An 18,075-nucleotide genomic window follows, 5' to 3' on the forward strand; every position below is an offset into this window, starting at 1 on the left:
GAATACTTTTCAACAGGCTGAAAGAACGCTAGTATAGAATAAAAGAAATAATGAGAGAGTAGGAGTAGATAAAATGAAGTTACTTGAAGAAATTTTGACTCACAACGAACAGTTTGTGGATAGTAAAGCCTATGAAAAGTACCAGCGAGGTAAGCTTCCGAACAAGAAGCTTGTGATTGTTTCTTGTATGGATACGAGACTAGTAGAACTACTTCCCAAAGCAATGAATGTAAGAAACGGTGACGTAAAAATTGTCAAAACCGCTGGTGCAGTGGTTTCTCATCCATTTGGCAGCATTATGAGAAGTATTCTTGTAGCGATTTATGAGCTAGGTGCAGAAGAGGTTTGTATTGTTGGTCATTACGATTGTGGTATGGCCAGCTTAGAATCGGAAGGTATTATGAATAAAATGAAAGATAGAGGTATTCAAAAAGAAACATTAAATACGCTAAATTATTCAGGTGTGGAGTTAGAACAGTTCCTGCAAGGCTTTAGCAGTGTAGAAGATAGTGTCATACAGAGTGTTTCCACTGTTAATAATCATCCTTTACTGCCTGAAGGCATACCAGTTCACGGTCTCATTATTGATCCGGAAACCGGCAAGCTAGATAAAGTTATTGACGGTTATTAATAAGAAAAAACACAACTCAAATTTTGAGTTGTGTTTTTTTGGTATATATATGTTAATATTCCTTACATTATATTTATTTTTTAACGAAACTTATGTTAGGTTTTCTTACATAGTTACTGACAACCAATTAATTTTCCTTTATCCTTATACTAACGAAACAGAAAAACAAAGCAGCTCATTAGTTTTTGGTGTCATTTTTTCTTTCATCCTAGTCTGTATACAAAGAAGATATTATTAAGGGAGGAATAGTGAAGTGGATCAACCTAAAAGTTATAAGGCGAGCGATGAGTATAATTGGATTATGGATGTCTCAGAACCTAATCAGTTAAGGAATGCCGTTTATGAAATGAAACAGTATTATATTAATAAACTAATAGAAGCGAATTTGTTAGATGCTTCAGCTAAGGATGAATGTACACTAACTGTTAGCCAGCTTAAAACTATTATGAGTCATCACCGCGTCAGGCAGACGGTTAAATAACTTTGTTGGTTAAAGGAGTTAATTATGTCTTCTTATAAAGATAAGAAAGTCATTACAATTGGAATTGTGAATGAAATCACAGGTTTAACTTGCCGAATGATTCGTTATTATGAATCACGGGGACTAATTTTTCCTGAACGAACGGAGAGAGGAACAAGAAAATATTCCTTCTCCGATATTGAATTATTAATGGAAATCGCAGATAAACGGGAGGAAGGTATCCAAACCTATGAAATCAAACAAGAATTATTAAACGATAATAAAAAACGTGAAGTAAGAGACCAATTGATTCAAGGACAGATCAATGCCCAATTTAATATGAAAAAATTGTAAACCGCCATTGGTTATATTGGCGGTTTTTTGATACGTTTATTGAGTTACGAACTTTAACAAAGAAGCTCTTTAACTTATTCAATAGTCTATTAGTGGTTACTACAATCCTATTAAAGGCTGATTAATAGATAAAAATATAACTTCCTAAAGTATTGAATTTTTAAAGCACTTATTGCTGTAAGCATGAAAGTAAAGAAAGGAGAAATTTATCGATTCATTTAAAGATATTCTTAAAAAGAAAAAGCAGAGTTTTTATTTGACATTTCACAAGTTGTGCACAAACCACAATTGAAAAGGCTTAAGTTTGTGGTATGTCCACGTTGCCGGCAACCGACATTAATCGTTATAATTTTCTTAATAGATCAAATACTAAAAAATCTATTTCGATGTTCCACATGGTTTTAAATGCATGATAGAAAGGGTGTGGTGATCTTGGAAGCCATAAGTAAGAATTTTTTCTTATACCTTTCCAATAACAAAGTTTTGGATCGTTTAGCGAAGCGATTTGGATCGAGATTTGGGGCTGACAAGATTGTAGGAGGCGAAACATTTAGTCAGGCAATACCAATTATAGAACAGCTTAACCATGATGGATTGCAAGTGACGGTTGACCATTTAGGTGAATTTGTCACTTCAGAAGCAGAGGCTCGAAACCGCGCTGAAGAATGCGTAGAAGCAGTTCAGTTGATTGCTGAAAATCAACTGCAGTCAGAAATCTCTTTGAAGCTTACTTCTTTAGGACTTGATATTAGTCATCAATTAGTCATCGAAAATATGAAAAAACTTCTCAAAGAGGCGCAAGCACGTAATGTAACAGTTACAATTGACATGGAAGACTCTTCAAGGTGTGAGTCCACTTTAGAAATTTATAAATCCTTAAAAAAAGATTATTCAAATTTAGGTACAGTAATTCAATCGTACCTTTATCGTTCAGATTCGGATATTGAGGAGCTTCATTTGGTCGACCCGTATTTAAGACTTGTGAAAGGCGCCTACAAAGAATCTGGAAAAGTAGCATTTGTTGACAAAGATATGGTCGATTCTAATTTAAAACACTTAATAAAGAAAAATTTAAAGAATGGCCATTATACTGCGATTGCCAGTCATGATGATGCGATCATCAATTATACGAAACATCTTGAACAAGAAATGTCTCTCTCTAAAGATCAATTTGAATTTCAAATGCTTTATGGGATGCGTAATGAAACTCAAAAGCAGCTTATGGAAGAGGGGTATACTGTACGTGTCTATCTGCCTTATGGAGAAGACTGGTATGGTTATTTTATGAGACGTCTTGCTGAACGACCGGCAAATGTTACTTTTGCTATAAAAGGAATTTTTAGTAAATAAATTTAAAAATAGAAAGGGGAATAATATTATGGTTACACCTTATAAGCATGAACCGTTTACAGATTTTACAATTGAGGAAAATAAAAAGGCATTTGAAGAGGCACTCAAGCAAGTTAAGCAAGAACTTGGTCAGAAACATGATCTTTTAGTTGATGGGGAAAGAATTCGTACCGATCAAGAAATCGTTTCTACTAATCCTGCTAATACAAAAGAAGTTGTAGGCACGGTGTCAAAAGCAAATCAAGAAATAGCAGAAAAAGCTATTCAGGCAGCGGACACTGCATTTGAAGATTGGAGAAAATGGGATGAGCGTGCGCGTGCTGAAGTTCTATTCCGCGCAGCGAGTATCATTCGCCGACGAAAGCATGAATTTTCAGCCTACCTCGTTTACGAAGTAGGTAAGCCATGGAAAGAGGCGGATGCTGATACAGCCGAAGCGATTGACTTTCTTGAATACTACGGCAGACAGATGATTGAACTTAAGGATGGTAAGCCAATAGAAAGCCGTCCAGGGGAACAAAACCGCTATATTTACACTTCTACAGGGGTTGCTGTTGTTATTCCACCTTGGAATTTGGCGTTTGCTATTATGGCTGGTACTACGGTCGCTCCTCTAGTTACTGGTAGTACGGTCGTCATGAAACCAGCCAGTAATAGCCCGGTTATTGCAGCTAAGTTTGTAGAAGTCTTAGAAGAAGCCGGGCTGCCTAAAGGTGTCCTGAACTTTGTACCTGGAAGCGGCGGAGAAGTTGGAGATTATTTAGTAGATCATCCAAAAACTGCTTTAATCTCATTTACTGGCTCCCGCGATGTAGGAACGCGTATTCTTAAGCGAGCAGCAGAAGTTAAAGAAGGGCAAACTCACATTAAGCAAGTAATTGCTGAAATGGGTGGAAAAGATACCGTAGTAGTTGATAGCAAATCTAACCTTGAAACTGCAGCTGAAGCGATTGTTGTATCTGCTTTTGGATTTTCTGGTCAGAAGTGCTCTTCAGGTTCCCGTGCAGTGGTGCATGAAGATGTATACGATGAGCTCCTTGAAATGGTTAAAGAGAGAACAGAAAAATTAACCGTTGGGAATGCGACGGAAGAAAATGTCTATATGGGGCCTGTAGTAGATCAGGGAGCCTATGATAAGGTAATGAGTTATATAGAGGTTGGAAAAGACGAGGGTAGACTGGTTACAGGTGGAAAAGGCGACAATTCTAAGGGATATTTTATTGAACCAACAGTATTTGCTGATTTGGCACCTAATTCCCGCATGCAGCAGGAAGAGATTTTTGGGCCGGTTGTATGTTTTACAAAAGCTAAGAACTTTGATGAAGCCATTGAGATTGCCAACAACACAGAGTATGGTTTAACGGGTGCTGTAATTTCTGACAACCGTGATCACTTAGAAAAAGCGAAACGTGATTTCCATGTTGGCAACCTATACTTTAACCGGAACTGTACGGGTGCGATTGTAGGTTACCAGCCATTTGGCGGATTTAAAATGTCCGGTACAGACTCTAAAGCTGGTGGACCAGATTACCTTGCCCTTCATATGCAAGCTAAAACCATCTCTGAAATGTACTAAATGACAGGATTTAAAAAAGCTCTCCATAACTGGAGAGCTTTTTTTCTTTTGCTTTCCATCAATAATCGCTATAATAATGAGTAACTAGTCACAAGATGACGACCTGGAAAGGTATGGATTGTTATGGAAGTAAAAGAATTGATTTTTCAAGTAGACGATGTGCACAAAGCTACAGAGCTTATTAGTTCACGTTTAAAAAAACCTGTAATTATAGAAAATAAAAACTTCGAACTCATTTCTTACAGCTCTTCTTTCGATGAGTTTGATCAAACGCAGCAAAAAACGATCCTTTCCAAAAAATGCCCGATCTTCATTATTGATCGTCTTAAAAAAGAAGGAATAGTTCAAAGGTTAGAAAAACGGCCTGACCCCATTAGAGTGCAGCCGATTGAAGAACTTGGTTTTCATCAACGAATTGTTATATCTGCTAAGCATCTTGGACATACGATGGGATACGTGTGGGTACAAGAATCCGATCAACTATTACAGGATGATGAACTTACATTTTTAGAAGAGATTACGCCTCACATTGGAAAGTTAATTTACGATGTATATGCTAAAGCTAATGCGAAAGAAGGACGGAAGGAAGAGCTTATTTGGAAATTGCTTCATCACGAGTATGGCAGCGAAAGTCAAATTCGTCATGATGCCTCTTTGGCCAAACTACCTTTGCCTGAACGTTTTTCAGTGGTTGTCTTTTCAATTACCACACCGAAGCATAAATATATGCTTGATTATTTAGAAAAGGTTATTCAACAATCACCAGCACGTAAACAACTGCAATATTTGAAAACAGAGTTTCAGATCATTATCGTAATTCTAGGAACGACAGCAGAGGAATTTTCTTCGCGCGAAATTGCCAGGAAATTAATAGATGATGTTAAATATGAGACGGGGGAAGAGGAGTTTTATCATTTTCTGATAGGTATAGGAAAAGAGTATACAAATCTATACAATTTAAGAAAAAGCTTTCTAGAGGCTTTAGAAGTTATTGAAACAGCAAACTTTATCACGCCCCGACCTGAGTCAATGCCCCGTGAATTTGCAAAACTGGGAATTTATCGTTATCTAGCGGCTCTTTATGAAAAAAATAGTTCAGAGGATTATTACAGCGAGGATCTGCTGAAATTGATTCAAAATGACACAGAAAAACAAACCAATCTATTACGTACATTAGAAGTTTACCTTGCTAATAACGGTAAAGGGAAACAAACATCTACTCAATTGTATATACATCCTAACACGCTTAATTATCGAATCAAACAAATTCAAGAGCTGACGAATATTGATTTTAATGATTTTAATATGAAGAGTTATATATATACCGAATTACTTCTGCTTAACAACGTGGAAGCTTATTATCAGCGTTATATGGAAGCATTATAAATCTTCTTCACCTTTGAGGAAGGTTTTTTTGTTTTTATAGTACAAATAGTGAAACTTTTGGAAGGTTGTCATCGTTATGTAATAGAGTAACCATTTATTAGTTTGAAATGGAACATAAAAGTAGGAGGGTTTAAGATGCTAGAAAGTACTTTATCCGTAATTATTTTAATGATTTTAGGAGTGGTGGCTCTTGTGGGGGGAATCATCACCTTTGTCATTTTTCGATTGCGTTACAAAACAGCAAGCTCTAATGAAGCCTTAATTGTAACAGGGCCAAAGTTGGGGGATCCAGAAAAAGAAAAAAACGTATTTGAAGATGATAATGGTCGTTCCGTAAAAATTATACGAGGTGGAGGATATCGCTTACGTATGTTCCAAACGGCTACACCGATTGACCTGACTTCTTTCCAACTGCAAGTAAACTCAGAAAAAGCATATACCAAAGAAGGTATTCCAGTACGCGTAGCGAGTACGGCGGTAATTAGTATCGGGAGCGAACTGGAAATAATGGCAAATTTTGCTGAGAAGTTCTTAGGAAAGAAGCAGAATGAAAGAGAATCTGAACTGAAAGACGTTTTGAATGGCCACCTTCGTTCCATTATTGCTTCACTTCCAATAGAAAAAATTTATAACGATTTTAAAGAAGTAAATACGCAGGTAAAAAAAATTGCTGAATCGGATTTAAAAGGAATGGGTTTTGAAATTACATCTTTTGCATTAAATGATGTAGAAGATGTTGACCAGGAGAATGGCTATATAGACGCGTTAGGTCGCCCTCATATTGCGGAAGTGCAGAAAAAAGCAAATATGGCGGAATCTGACGCTACAAAAGAAACCCGAATTTATCATGCGAAAAATGATCAAGAAGCAAAAGATGAAGAAAACCGCCGACTCACTGCGGTAGCAGAATCTACAAATGAAAAAGAAATTAAAGAAGCTGAATTTCAAAAAGAAACAAATCGTGCAAAAGCCAAAGCAGATCAAGCAGGCGAACTTGAACGTCAAAAACTTGCTCAGCAAATTAAAGAAGAAGAGCTGAAGGTAAAATACATAGAGAAACAGCGAGCCGTTGAGCTGGAGGAGGAAGAAAACAAACGTAGACGCTCTATCGCCGATGCAGAAGCTTATGAAGTTACCAAACGAGCGGAAGCCGAAGCAGATACCGAGCGAATTAAAGGTGAATCAGAAGCCGAAGTGATTCGTCAGCGTGGTATTGCAGAGGCAGAATCGAAAGAACGTATGGCCAAAGCGATGGAACATTATGGTGAAGCTGCGATTATGGAAATGTTGATAGGGGTGTTACCAGACTACGCAGAAAAGGTTTCAGCACCGCTGTCACAAATTAAAGACATGAGAGTTATAGATATGGGAGGATCGAATTCTCAAGGCGGCTCAGCAAAAGTAGCAAATAGTGTAACGTCTACGATGCTTGGGATCCAGGAATCTTTGAAAGAAACAACAGGTATGGATTTAAAAGCAATGCTTGAAAGCTACGTGTCTAGAGGTCATGTAAATAACTTTGATTCTGAAATTAATAAAGCGTTCGAAGAAGTTTCATCAACCAAGGAAGAAGAGCCCCTAAAGGATGAAAATGAGAATGAAACAGAAAACAAATCATAAAAAGTAAAAATGTTTAAATTAAAAAGCATGTAGTCTAATAGAAAGACTACATGCTTTTTATAAATGACCCTACTTTGGTGCTTGAAGGCATTGATTTAAAAGTAATTGAAACTTTTGTAAGAGAGGACGTAACTAAAGTAAAATTCAAGAAAGGCGTGATCTAAATGGAAACAGATAAATTGGGGCCAAATATTAGAGAATATAAACAAATCTTTTTTAAACTAGCAGAGACGTTTAAGTGGACAGATAAAAAAGTTCTTATGCTTGCAGCTTCTATATATGTGACGCATGACCATACCTTTTCCATTCGTCAATATAAGGAACTGTGCGAATACATAAAAAAAGAAGCAGGAATTTTTTCACCTTTGAATTCAGATTTACGCTTCACAGCTGCTGCTCTATTAGATGTACATGGGGAGGACGTAAAAAGGAAGTATGAAGAGCTGCTTCATGTATACGATAAGCTTGTTGTTCACGGTTTTAAAAAAGGAAATTTCACATATATTGCAGCTCTCACTATTCTAACGAATGAACAATTACATGCAGAAGATAAACAAATGAGTCGAGCGCTTACTATTTATAAAGAGATGAAGAATAAACACCCTTTTCTGACGGCAAAAGAAGATTATCCGTTGGCTTTTCTTCTATCTGAAACTGACGGAGAAGAAAAAGAAGTCGTTCAAAGGGTGGAATATTTTTATAAAAAACTGAGTCGTAACGGTTTCCATAAAGGAAATGATCTACAATTCTTAAGTCATATCTTATCTTTGGATAAAGAACCTGAAAAAGATCATTTAATAGAAAGGGCTGTTCATGTTTATGAGCAAATGAAACATCTTTCTATTAAACCTAAAACTCTTTATTACCCTGAAATTAGTTTACTTTCCCTCTTCAAAGAAGGAACAAAAGAGTTAGAAACTATTATAGCTGTTAAAAAAGATCTTGATCATTCAAAACATTTCAAATGGAATCAGGACATAAATTTTAAAATGGCAGTTAATTTGTCGATTAGTCATCGATTGAAAGACTCTAGTATTGCAGCGACAGGGTTATTTGCGACCATAGAATCAATTATGCAAGCACAGCAGGCTGCCATCATGGCAGGAATGGTAGGAGCAGTAGCTGCTTCAAATAGTACTAACAACTAAACAAACAGCCAAAAGAATGCTTTCAGCTTGTGGAGAAACCTTCTGTTTTTCTACAGGTTTTTTCTTGCCGCCAGGAGCAAAGGCCTTTCCTTTTCCGGGGATGAGCGCCCGAGCTTCCTTACAGAAATACGTGCTCGGCAATATTAGCTAACTTTTTTCTGATAGGGCATTTTGGCAGTCCTTTAGAAAATCATTCTTCTCCTGGATCACTCTTGCCGGCAGCTGTGATCAGCACCTGTTCCATCATTTTCTTTTTTCCACGTAAGCGGCTAAGAACACTTCCCTTTCCATACCGGCTCTTAAGTCTATAATTTAAATAACGAAAATTAAAGATAAAAATATGACTGTCGAGAAATTTCTCGACAGTCTGAAAACAGTTAAAAGGCTATATTTTTAATGTAAACCCTGGTTTGTTGCAGGAGCATAACTATTCGTCATTTGAGCAATATCCTGAGGGGCTAGTTGAGGGACTTGATAGTACCCGTGTTTATTTTGGTACAAAAACACTTCGTAACTCATTTCAATGAGATTAGGGACACTATCGGCGATCACTCTTCTTAATACTGGATTCGTCATTTCTAATGCAGTCATAGCCATTAAAGAAGCTAAGCCTTTCGTTTGACCAAGCATATATGCGGATAGACCCTGATCGGATAGGTCATTAATCGACTGATTTGGCTTTTTAGGTTTAGTGGGCTTCATCCCATAGGTTACATCATTATTTTGTTCCATCTTGTAAACGTGAGTGGACTGGGATGGTTTAGCTCCTGTTTGTAAGCATTCAACCATAATGTTATACAACTCTGTTAAAAATGATGACTGACGTGAAGCGATTTGTTTAAGCTCCTCATCCTGCATATGCTGATCGTATAATTGATATTGATCTAGTAAGCTTATGACAGAAGCAATCACTTCATGAGCATCAAACAATTCGTGCCCTCCATGACTCATCGAAGCGGGAATGTTAGAAGAAGACTGTGGATTATTATTAGGCAGCTGTTGTTCCATATTTATTCCTCCTATAAAATGAATTCCTCTCTATTGTGATTCTCTCGACTATAATTATGCATAGGCAAATAAAAATCCCGAGCTTTAGCAGCTCGGGACAATTGTTAACCTGTATTTCGAAGTCCTGCAGCAATTCCGCTTATTGTCAGCAAAACTTCCGTTAGTAATTCTTCATCAGTCTCATCAAGTTCCCGAAGTTCTTTGATCAAATCGACTTGTAAGAAATTTAAGGGATCCACGTAAGGGTTGCGCAAACGAACAGATTCTTGAATAGTCGGTTGATGATCAAGTAACTCGTTGTCACCTGTAATCTTGAGTAGAATCTCTTTAGTTGTATTATATTCATCAACAATGTTTTGGAAGATGCGTTCACCCATTTCTTCATCATTTACAAGAGCTGAATATTCTTTAGCCGTTGGCATGTCAGCTTTGGTAAGAGCCATTTGTAAATTGTCGATAGTGGAACGGAAAAATGGCCAGTTTTGATACATTTGTTTTAAGTGAGTTAAATTTTGTTCACTTTGATCCGCATACCCTGCAAGGCCGGTGCCTGCTGCATACCAGGCAGGGAGGAGCTGACGGTTTTGGGTCCAAGCAAAAACCCAGGGAATGGCACGAAGGTTTTCGAATTTAGTGCTGTCTTTACGCTTCATAGGACGTGACCCAATATTTAATTCGCTGATTTCTTGTAGAGGAGTTACTTCATTGAAATAAGTTAAGAAGTCTTTATCAGCAAATACAAGCGACTGATATTTCTCCAAAGAAACATTTGCGATCTCCTCCATTACCTGCTCCCAATGCTCTTCCCAGCTTGTAGCTTGTTCAGTTTCTCTTGAAACGTGTGCAGCCCCTTCAAGAAGGGTGGAAACACCTTGTTCCAGACTACGATAAGCAATGTCAGTTAGTAAGTATCTTGAGGATAACACTTCACCTTGCTCAGTAATCTTTACTCCATCTCCTAGCGTTTCAACAGGCTGGGATGCAATGCTTCTGTTTAGCGGACCACCGCCGCGACCAAGAGAACCACCTCGGCCGTGGAAAAATTTTAATCCTACGTTAAAGTCTTTAGCCATTTCGTGAATTTCTTGTTGAGCTTTATACAATCTCCAGTTAGCGGTTAGAGTACCACCATCTTTACTGCCATCAGAATAGCCTAACATAATTTCCTGGTCATTACCGCGGGCGTTTAAGTGTTTTTTATACACATCCATGGAAAATAAGGTATGAAGGATTTCAGGCCCTGCTTTCAAGTCATCGACAGTTTCAAGTAAAGGAGCAATGTCTAAGTTGCTTTCTACTTTCCCATCCGCATGTAATCTGTAGATTCCTGCCTCTTTTGCAAGAAGCAATACTTCCAGTAAGTCGCTAGCCGATTCTGTCATGCTGATCAAGTAAACATGTATGGAGCGTTTACCAAACTCTTTATGAGCTTCTCTAATAAGTTGAAAGACTTTAAGCATTTCTTGAGTTTCTTCAGAATAATCTTCATTTAATAAAGAAATTGGACGGGGATCTCTCAATACTTTTCCAAGTAAATCCACTTTCTCCTGTTCGCTTAGTTCAGCATAGTTTTCTGTGATATTAACTTTTTGCAGAAGCTCGGTTATAGCGGTTTCGTGTTCGCCACTGTGGTTACGGATATCTAATGTTGCTAAATGAAAGCCGAATAGCTTCACTTGTCTAATGAGTTTCTTTAACATTTTTAGTTCGCGTTTAGTCGGATGGTGATAATGTACGTTCTCTTGAATTTCTTCTAAATCTTTTTGTAATTCATCCGCTGTTTCATAACCCACGTGTGATGACCCCACTTGGCGTAAACGCTCAAGTATAATGGCAAGCTTGCGTCGATAAATTTCACTTTCCACCCGCCAGCGTTTGTCTTCAGGGATGGTTTCCTCTTCTTTTTGTATAGCATTTAAAAAGTCTTTGCTTATCTTGACTCTTGTAGTTGAATGACTAAACCTTTTCATCAATTCAACTAAAACAGCATCATATTTTTTTAGCACTAAGTTACGTTGTCTTTCTAACGTAGACCACGTAACTTCAGGAGTAACATTAGGATTCCCATCACGGTCGCCGCCAATCCAGGAACCAAAATGCAAGAAGTTTGGAACTACCCAATCTTCATTTGGATATACTTCTTCTAAGCGATTTTCCAGTTCCTGATGAATGTCAGGCAGTACATCGAATAACGTTTGGTCAAAATAATATAAACCATTACGTACCTCATCCATTACTGTCGGTTTTCTATGGCGGAGTTCATCAGTCTGCCATAATACGGTTACTTCATTGAATAAACTTTCTTCAATATTTTCACGTTCGTGGCTTGTTAATTGAGGGTGGTCTAGCTTGATTAATATATTAGCAATTCGTTTTTGAATTTCTAATACCGTACGCTTTGTTGCTTCTGTTGGATGTGCTGTAATTATTAGCTCTAGAGATAATTCATTTAGCACATTTTGAATAACGTCTTTTTCAATGTTATTTTCTTTAAGATTAGTTACAGCACTTTCTAATGAATAGGGCTGTACTCCGTGATCCTCACGTAATTGATATTCACGACGCCTACGGATACGGTGGTTCTGTTCCGCGATGTTAACTAGGTGAAAATAAATTGAGAAAGCACGGATAACCTGGCCTCGTATTGGTGGTTCAAGATTTGAGATTTTTTGTTTTAACTTATCGTAAGTATCAGACTCGCGATTTTCCCTTAAATCCTTTGTAAGTTTACGAATCGATTCCACCTTGTTAAGTAATTCTTCTCCCCCATGATGGACAAGAATCTCACCAAGCATGTTTCCTAGTAAGTTTACGTCCCGTCGCAGCGGTGTCGTATGATCGTTGTTTTTTGTTTGTAGTGTCACGCTTTCACCATCCTGTATAATCATTGTGATTACCACGGTTTGTAGACCGTGACTCATATTTTAATTATGTTATCAGAATTTTTTGGATAGTCAAATGAACAGATTGAATAAATACTCAATGAAAACGCTTTATTCGCTGCTTTCTGTGTTAAATTGTTCAATATATTCAGCGACCTTAAAGGCAAGTGTGTCGTTATCAAATAAGGCTAATATTTCTAATAATGCTTCATTTGAAATATGCTCTGATTCATTTTTTAATGCGGTATTTTCTATTGCTTCGTTAAGCTTCTCATTTTTACGTTGACCCGGGTAGGCTTCTTCGTAAACATTTACAGGATCTAAATTGTTATTGACGCACCACTGTGCAAAAATTAAAATCATCATATCTTCATCTTGTCGATACTTTCGGATCACACGTTCTTCCATTTCATTTCTTTCCATGGTTTTCCTCCATTCCATTGGCACATCCTCATTTATGACTCACGTTATATAAGATGATAAAATTATATTAACTATTATATAAGAGGAGGGTATCAATTGTACAAAATAGTGATGGCTCTCATTTTTCTTTTAATTCTAGCTGTAATCTACACTCCTTCAATCGTCGAACGTATGGCAGGAGGTAAAGAAGTTGATAGAAAAAAAGAAGAAGTAATATTTAAAAAAGATGGGAAACTAATAACATATTCTCAAGAACAATTGAAAGATCAACTAACAACTGATCAATATGAAGTGACCCAGAAAGACGGGACGGAAGAAGCTTTTAATAATAAATACTGGGACTTGAAGGAGGAGGGGATATACGTCGATATTATTTCTGGAGAGCCGCTCTTTAGTTCAAAAGATAAATACGAGTCAGGGACTGGCTGGCCCAGTTTTGTAAAGCCGCTAGTTGAAGGCAATATCGTAGAAAAAGAGGACCCTGGCCTTTTTGGAGTAAGGACAGAAGTGAGAAGTAAACATGCTGATTCCCATTTAGGACACGTATTTAGTGATGGACCTGATCCAACGGGACTTCGTTATTGTATGAATTCCGCAGCCTTGAATTTTATCCCTAAAACTGAATTAAAAAAAGAAGGTTATGGCGAATTTTTAAAGGAATTTGATGAATAGAGGACCTCTCACTGAGGATTCATCGGCAGAAAATCTTTTTTATTGTTTTTCATTAAAAGTGTAAGTAATTGTAGGCTGAACATTCTTCTTCACCTGCCCGGAGTGATCCAGGGGGAGGAGGAGATTTTCCCAAAGGACTTCCAAAAAGAGAGAACCCTTCCACTACTGTGGCAAAAAGAGTGACCCGAATGGTCTTTCGTCGCTTTTTGCGGCAAGAAAAAAGCTTGTAGAAAACCAATGGTCCTTCCACAAGCTGGAGCCCTGTCTAAAATAATGGCTTTTTAATTTTATCCTAATAACGTTTTTACCGCTTTTAAACCGAGCTTGGAGCCTGGGTAGCGGAACTTTTGATCGAACTTAGTGGTTTGCTTAGTAATACTTTTATCATGAGAGAATGTTTCAAAGCTAGCCTTACCATGGTAATGACCGATACCACTTTCTCCAACTCCTCCAAAGGGTAAGTGAGGATTTAAAATGTGATAAAGGGTATCGTTGATGCAGCCGCCTCCAAAGGATATTCTTTCTGTAACTTTCTGCTGATCTATTTCGCTCTCACCAAAATAATAAAGAGCCAGCGGTTTAGGTTTGTTGCTTATTTGTTTAATAACTTCATCTAACTCATCGTAAGTAAGAATAGGAAGAACAGGTCCAAAAATTTCATCTTGCATCACTTGGTCTGTCCACGTTACTTGATCCACCACAGTAGGTTCAATTCTAAGTTGTTTAGAGTCTACACGTCCGCCTACTAAAATGTTCCCTTCATCTAAATAACTTGATATTCTGTCGAAGTGAGAACGATTGACAATCTTCACATAATCTTCGTTTAACAGCGATTCTTCTCCATAAAACTCATAAATATATTTTTTTATTGCTTTAACAAAATCCGCTTTTACCTCATGATGTACATAAAGATAATCAGGAGCAATGCATGTTTGACCTGCATTTATAAATTTACCCCAAGCAATTCGCTTAGCAGATAAGTCAATGTTAGCATCCCGATGGACTATGGCAGGGCTTTTACCTCCAAGTTCAAGCGTTACAGGAATAAGACGTTTACTGGCTTGCTCCATTATTTTCTTACCTACTGAGACGCTTCCAGTGAAAAATACATAATCTAAAGGTTGGTCGAGGAGTTCTTGAGTAACTTCTTTGTCTCCTTCGATAACAGAAATATAGTGAGCAGGAAAGTATTGTTCGATCATTCTTTTAATTACCCACGATACAGTGGGTGTCAATTCTGAAGGTTTAATGATAACTGTATTACCACTTGCAACCGCTCCGATGACAGGAGCAATAGCCAGTTGCAGTGGGTAATTCCATGGGGCAATGATAAGTGTGGTACCATAGGGTTCTTTAATTATATAGTTTTTCGAGCCGGTATGAGTCAAAGGCGTTTTCACACTTTCAGGAGCCATCCAGTCTTTTAAATGTTTCAAGTGATCATCAATCTCTGTTTTTAAAAAAGCAATTTCAGCTGTATAAGCCTCGTACTCTGATTTGCTTAAGTCGAATTTCAAAGCTTGTAATATAGGTTTTTCAAATGTAACCAGCATTTTCTTGATTTTTTTCAGCTGTTCTTTTCTGAATTCGTAACTTTTGGTGTGTCCTTCGTTATACCAATCTTTTTGAAGTTTAACTACAGGGTGCATAATAGTCGGCCTCCTAATTATTTGATGTGGTGCTGGTAAAAATCAAAAGCGATTGTTGTACGATCAAAGATGGTATTGGCTTCACGCTCTAGTTGTTTTACGGCTTCTCCGTGATATCGAGAGGAAATATGAGTGAGAATGAGTTCTTGGACATTCGCTTGTTTAGCTAATTGAGCGGCTTGTTTCACTGTTGAGTGAAAATAATCATGAGCCATTGCTTCTTCCTCACTAGCAAAAGTAGCCTCATGGACAAGCACATCTACTTCCGACAGCTTTTCTTTTAGTTCAGGCATATAACGCGTATCCCCAAGAATAGCTAGTTTTCTTCCTTTCTTGGGAGGGCCTAATACCTCATCCCTATAAATAGTGCGCCCATTTTCCAAGGTAGTTTTCTCCTGTTCTTTAATTTCTTGATAAATAGGGCCGGGTTGAACACCTAATTCTTTCAGCCGGTCTGGGCGCAGTTCTCCAAGCTTGTCTTTTTCTTTAATGAGATATCCAAAACTTTTAAGGCCATGTTGCAGTTTAACGGCCTCCACTTCATAAGCTTCATCTTCAAATAGAAAACCTTCATCCACCTCTTCAATATAAAGAGGATACTTCAGGCGTGTTCCGCTGATACTTAAGCTAATCTCGATATAATCCTTCAATCCGCTTGGACCATAAACTGTAACTGGTGTTTCTCCTCCTTGAAATGAACGACTGCTTAATAATCCGGGTAATCCATATATGTGATCGCCATGTAAGTGTGTAATAAATATTTTTTCAATTCGTCTTGGCCGTATATTAGTGCTTAGTATCTGATGTTGTGTAGCTTCTCCGCAGTCAAATACCCACGTTCTTCCGCTTTTTTCAAGTAATCGAAGTACGAGTGAAGAGACATTGCGTTCTTTTGAAGGTACTCCTGAGCCAGTACCTAAAAAAAATAGCTCCATATATGTATCCCCCTTTCTAACTATCATACCACCGTAATAATGTAGATACACTTCATATTATCTAAGAGCTCACTGTTTCTTTATTTTGTATTTTTATAAAAAATTTTTAACTCATCTAAAGAATAACGGCTGTCACGCCAGCTTATTTCCTTTCGCGTCATTGTTAAAAGCAATGCTCTAGTAAGCATGTACACAAATAGAAGGGAAAATAGAGGCCAGCCAACTACTATCCACAAAGGATAACGAGTAAAATAGAAGGTGGAAACTGTATAGGCAGAAGTCACGAGGAGCAACGTCAGTCCACTGAGCAATTGTTCGGTGCTCGAACCATAAAAAAGATACCAAAAAGGGAGGATTTGAGAAGCGAAAACTCCTGTAATGGCTAAAACTGCCATAAAATAAGAATATTTTAATCCAGCGAAAGCATTCTTCTCAAAACCCTTAAAAGCTGCTTGTAGATCGGGGTACCACTCCACAGTAATACGCTGAAGTGAAGTGACAAATCTCTGCTTATAGTTGGAATTTTTAACAAGTTGACCTAAAGCGAGATCATCATCAGGTCGAAGTCTTAACCGCTCGTGACCGCCTACACTTGTGTAACAATTTCGTGTTATTAGTTGAAAAGCGCCAATACCAATCCCTTGTTTGGAGGACGGTTTGTTAGCTTTCCATGGTTTATTTAAATAACTAAAACCAAATAGAAAATATGAAATGAGACCTTTTAAGAAAAAGGAAGAGGCCTTTAAATGAGGAGCTACAGTAATATGATCAACCCCGTAGGTGACCATATTATTAAATGCACGAACTAAAGCAGTTTTATGAAAAACCACATCTGCATCAGTAAACAATAAATAATTGCTGCGTGCAAGTTGAACTCCTTTATATAAGGCATGATTTTTTCCTAGCCATCCCTCTGGCAGACTGGTTATAGTAGTTGCTTTAACGTTAGAGTAGCGGCTGCTAACGTCGTCAATTATTTGTTTTGTCCGGTCAGTAGAACGGTCATTTACAATAATCACTTCGAGTGCTATATTTTCTTGCGCAATTAGAGAAAGGAGTGTTTCTTTTATATGCCTTTCTTCATCTTTTGCCGGAATAACTACAGAAACAAGTTGAGAGGTTTCGCTTATTGGGTAGTGGTCAATCGATTCTATAGCTTTAAATCCACGTAGGAACTCTACTACTATCCATATCCAAAAGCCAAGGAGCAGGATATAGAAGAGTATCATCATCGATGGCTCACTTTTTGAAATCTTTCACGGTACTCTATGGCTTCATGCGGAACATCTGTGAAAATCGCGTCACAGCCAAGGTTGTAGCATTTTTCCATATATGAAGGTCGATTAATAGTATAAACTCTCAAAGCTATATCATTTCTTCGACAATCTTTAATTAATTTCTTATCAAGTAAGCGGTATTTAACGTGTAAGGAAGTGGATCCGTTTTCTTTAGCAAACTTCGCTAAGTTCTGACGTTTGGTCGACGTTAAAAACGCTGTTTGCACGTTAGAATCTAATTCATGCATTCTTGTAATACTATTTAAGTTGAAGCTAGAAATAACAGTGCGATTTAACATCCTATGTTTCATTAATGATTCGTATACGATGTTTTCAATGTCTTTATATTCGATCAAGTTCGTTTTCAGTTCTACATTTAATAACATAGGCTTAAATTTGAACCAGCATAGAAATTCTTCCAATGTTACAATAGAACAATCAGAAAATTTTGTAGAAAACCAGCTTCCTGCATCCAGTTTTTTAATGTGATCTAATGTATACTCTTGAACAAAGCCAGTTCCGTTTGTAGTTCTGCGTACATTTTCATCATGAATAAGAACTGGAATACGGTCTTTCGTCAGCTGGACATCAATTTCTATTCCGTCAGCTCCCGATTCACTAGCGAGTTTATAGGCGGGCATTGTATTTTCAGGAGCAAGCTTACTCGCTCCACGATGAGCGTAAATTAAAGTTTTTTTCACACT

16 protein-coding genes are annotated in these 18,075 nt (G+C 37.5%); 9 read left to right on the top strand and 7 right to left on the bottom strand.

From position 1 onward, the window contains the following. Positions 1 to 73 precede the first annotated feature (73 nt). From ACGTNH_RS09685 to ACGTNH_RS09720, 8 genes are all read left to right on the top strand, one after another. Complete coding sequence (locus ACGTNH_RS09685; protein ID WP_394586507.1) at positions 74 to 631, top strand: beta-class carbonic anhydrase; 558 nt, start codon at positions 74 to 76, stop codon at positions 629 to 631. A 253-nt stretch (positions 632 to 884) separates the two neighbouring features. Further along, positions 885 to 1,112, top strand: a complete 228-nt coding sequence (locus tag ACGTNH_RS09690; protein WP_394586508.1) for a hypothetical protein — start codon at positions 885 to 887, stop codon at positions 1,110 to 1,112. A 24-nt stretch (positions 1,113 to 1,136) separates the two neighbouring features. Next, positions 1,137 to 1,445: a MerR family transcriptional regulator gene (locus ACGTNH_RS09695; RefSeq protein ID WP_394586509.1), complete on the top strand. Its 309-nt coding sequence runs from the start codon at positions 1,137 to 1,139 to the stop codon at positions 1,443 to 1,445. A 432-nt stretch (positions 1,446 to 1,877) separates the two neighbouring features. After that, positions 1,878 to 2,795 carry a proline dehydrogenase family protein gene (locus ACGTNH_RS09700; protein ID WP_394586510.1) on the top strand — a complete coding sequence of 306 codons (918 nt, stop codon included), beginning with the start codon at positions 1,878 to 1,880 and terminating at the stop codon, positions 2,793 to 2,795. A 28-nt stretch (positions 2,796 to 2,823) separates the two neighbouring features. Further along, the gene (gene pruA, locus ACGTNH_RS09705; protein WP_394586511.1) at positions 2,824 to 4,371 is read left to right on the top strand and encodes an L-glutamate gamma-semialdehyde dehydrogenase; all 1,548 of its coding nucleotides are present in this window, start codon (positions 2,824 to 2,826) and stop codon (positions 4,369 to 4,371) included. Between the two features lie 123 nt (positions 4,372 to 4,494). Continuing rightward, complete coding sequence (locus tag ACGTNH_RS09710) at positions 4,495 to 5,757, top strand: PucR family transcriptional regulator (protein WP_394586512.1); 1,263 nt, start codon at positions 4,495 to 4,497, stop codon at positions 5,755 to 5,757. A gap of 135 nt (positions 5,758 to 5,892) precedes the next feature. Further along, on the top strand, positions 5,893 to 7,377 hold the full coding sequence (locus ACGTNH_RS09715) for a flotillin family protein (RefSeq protein ID WP_394586513.1): 1,485 nt from the start codon (positions 5,893 to 5,895) through the stop codon (positions 7,375 to 7,377). Between the two features lie 164 nt (positions 7,378 to 7,541). Further along, a complete protein-coding gene (locus ACGTNH_RS09720) occupies positions 7,542 to 8,525 on the top strand; it encodes a DUF4003 family protein (protein WP_394586514.1) in 984 nt (327 codons plus the stop codon). 393 nt (positions 8,526 to 8,918) lie between these two features. On the opposite strand, the gene ACGTNH_RS09725 is transcribed toward ACGTNH_RS09720, so the two are convergent. From ACGTNH_RS09725 to yxiS, 3 genes are all read right to left on the bottom strand, one after another. Continuing rightward, positions 8,919 to 9,533, bottom strand: a complete 615-nt coding sequence (locus ACGTNH_RS09725; RefSeq protein WP_394586515.1) for a spore coat protein — start codon at positions 9,531 to 9,533, stop codon at positions 8,919 to 8,921. Positions 9,534 to 9,637: 104 nt separating this feature from the next. Further along, positions 9,638 to 12,421, bottom strand: coding sequence for a phosphoenolpyruvate carboxylase (gene ppc / locus ACGTNH_RS09730; protein ID WP_444875031.1), 2,784 nt, complete (start codon positions 12,419 to 12,421; stop codon positions 9,638 to 9,640). Positions 12,422 to 12,526: 105 nt separating this feature from the next. Continuing rightward, entirely contained in the window at positions 12,527 to 12,838 is a 312-nt protein-coding gene (gene yxiS, locus ACGTNH_RS09735; RefSeq protein ID WP_394586517.1) for a protein YxiS, read from the bottom strand. 96 nt (positions 12,839 to 12,934) lie between these two features. Between yxiS and msrB the strand changes: the two genes are divergently transcribed. Continuing rightward, complete coding sequence (msrB, locus tag ACGTNH_RS09740) at positions 12,935 to 13,510, top strand: peptide-methionine (R)-S-oxide reductase MsrB (RefSeq protein WP_394586518.1); 576 nt, start codon at positions 12,935 to 12,937, stop codon at positions 13,508 to 13,510. A 287-nt stretch (positions 13,511 to 13,797) separates the two neighbouring features. On the opposite strand, the gene ACGTNH_RS09745 is transcribed toward msrB, so the two are convergent. From ACGTNH_RS09745 to ACGTNH_RS09760, 4 genes are all read right to left on the bottom strand, one after another. Further along, positions 13,798 to 15,159: an aldehyde dehydrogenase gene (locus ACGTNH_RS09745; protein ID WP_394586519.1), complete on the bottom strand. Its 1,362-nt coding sequence runs from the start codon at positions 15,157 to 15,159 to the stop codon at positions 13,798 to 13,800. Between the two features lie 17 nt (positions 15,160 to 15,176). Next, positions 15,177 to 16,094, bottom strand: coding sequence for a ribonuclease Z (gene rnz, locus ACGTNH_RS09750; RefSeq protein ID WP_394586520.1), 918 nt, complete (start codon positions 16,092 to 16,094; stop codon positions 15,177 to 15,179). 80 nt (positions 16,095 to 16,174) lie between these two features. Next, positions 16,175 to 17,326, bottom strand: a complete 1,152-nt coding sequence (locus ACGTNH_RS09755) for a glycosyltransferase family 2 protein (RefSeq protein WP_394586521.1) — start codon at positions 17,324 to 17,326, stop codon at positions 16,175 to 16,177. Beyond that, positions 17,323 to 18,072 carry a glycerophosphodiester phosphodiesterase gene (locus tag ACGTNH_RS09760; RefSeq protein WP_394586522.1) on the bottom strand — a complete coding sequence of 250 codons (750 nt, stop codon included), beginning with the start codon at positions 18,070 to 18,072 and terminating at the stop codon, positions 17,323 to 17,325. Before ACGTNH_RS09760 ends, ACGTNH_RS09755 begins: the two co-directional genes overlap by 4 nt. Between the last annotated feature and the right edge of the window lie 3 nt (positions 18,073 to 18,075).

The organism is Halobacillus sp. B23F22_1 (assembly GCF_043497005.1).
Classification (GTDB): domain Bacteria; phylum Bacillota; class Bacilli; order Bacillales; family Halobacillaceae; genus Halobacillus_A.

Excerpts from the sequence above, each read along its gene's own strand:
- ACGTNH_RS09685 (WP_394586507.1), top strand. The coding sequence starts at position 74 with ATGAAGTTACTTGAAGAAATTTTGACTCACAACGAACAGTTTGTGGAT.
- ACGTNH_RS09695 (WP_394586509.1), top strand. The coding sequence starts at position 1,137 with ATGTCTTCTTATAAAGATAAGAAAGTCATTACAATTGGAATTGTGAAT.
- pruA (WP_394586511.1), top strand. The coding sequence starts at position 2,824 with ATGGTTACACCTTATAAGCATGAACCGTTTACAGATTTTACAATTGAG.
- ACGTNH_RS09710 (WP_394586512.1), top strand. The coding sequence starts at position 4,495 with ATGGAAGTAAAAGAATTGATTTTTCAAGTAGACGATGTGCACAAAGCT.
- ACGTNH_RS09715 (WP_394586513.1), top strand. The coding sequence starts at position 5,893 with ATGCTAGAAAGTACTTTATCCGTAATTATTTTAATGATTTTAGGAGTG.
- ACGTNH_RS09720 (WP_394586514.1), top strand. The coding sequence starts at position 7,542 with ATGGAAACAGATAAATTGGGGCCAAATATTAGAGAATATAAACAAATC.
- ACGTNH_RS09725 (WP_394586515.1), bottom strand. The coding sequence starts at position 9,533 with ATGGAACAACAGCTGCCTAATAATAATCCACAGTCTTCTTCTAACATT.
- ppc (WP_444875031.1), bottom strand. The coding sequence starts at position 12,421 with ATGATTATACAGGATGGTGAAAGCGTGACACTACAAACAAAAAACAAC.
- yxiS (WP_394586517.1), bottom strand. The coding sequence starts at position 12,838 with ATGGAAAGAAATGAAATGGAAGAACGTGTGATCCGAAAGTATCGACAA.
- ACGTNH_RS09745 (WP_394586519.1), bottom strand. The coding sequence starts at position 15,159 with ATGCACCCTGTAGTTAAACTTCAAAAAGATTGGTATAACGAAGGACAC.
- rnz (WP_394586520.1), bottom strand. The coding sequence starts at position 16,094 with ATGGAGCTATTTTTTTTAGGTACTGGCTCAGGAGTACCTTCAAAAGAA.
- ACGTNH_RS09755 (WP_394586521.1), bottom strand. The coding sequence starts at position 17,326 with ATGATGATACTCTTCTATATCCTGCTCCTTGGCTTTTGGATATGGATA.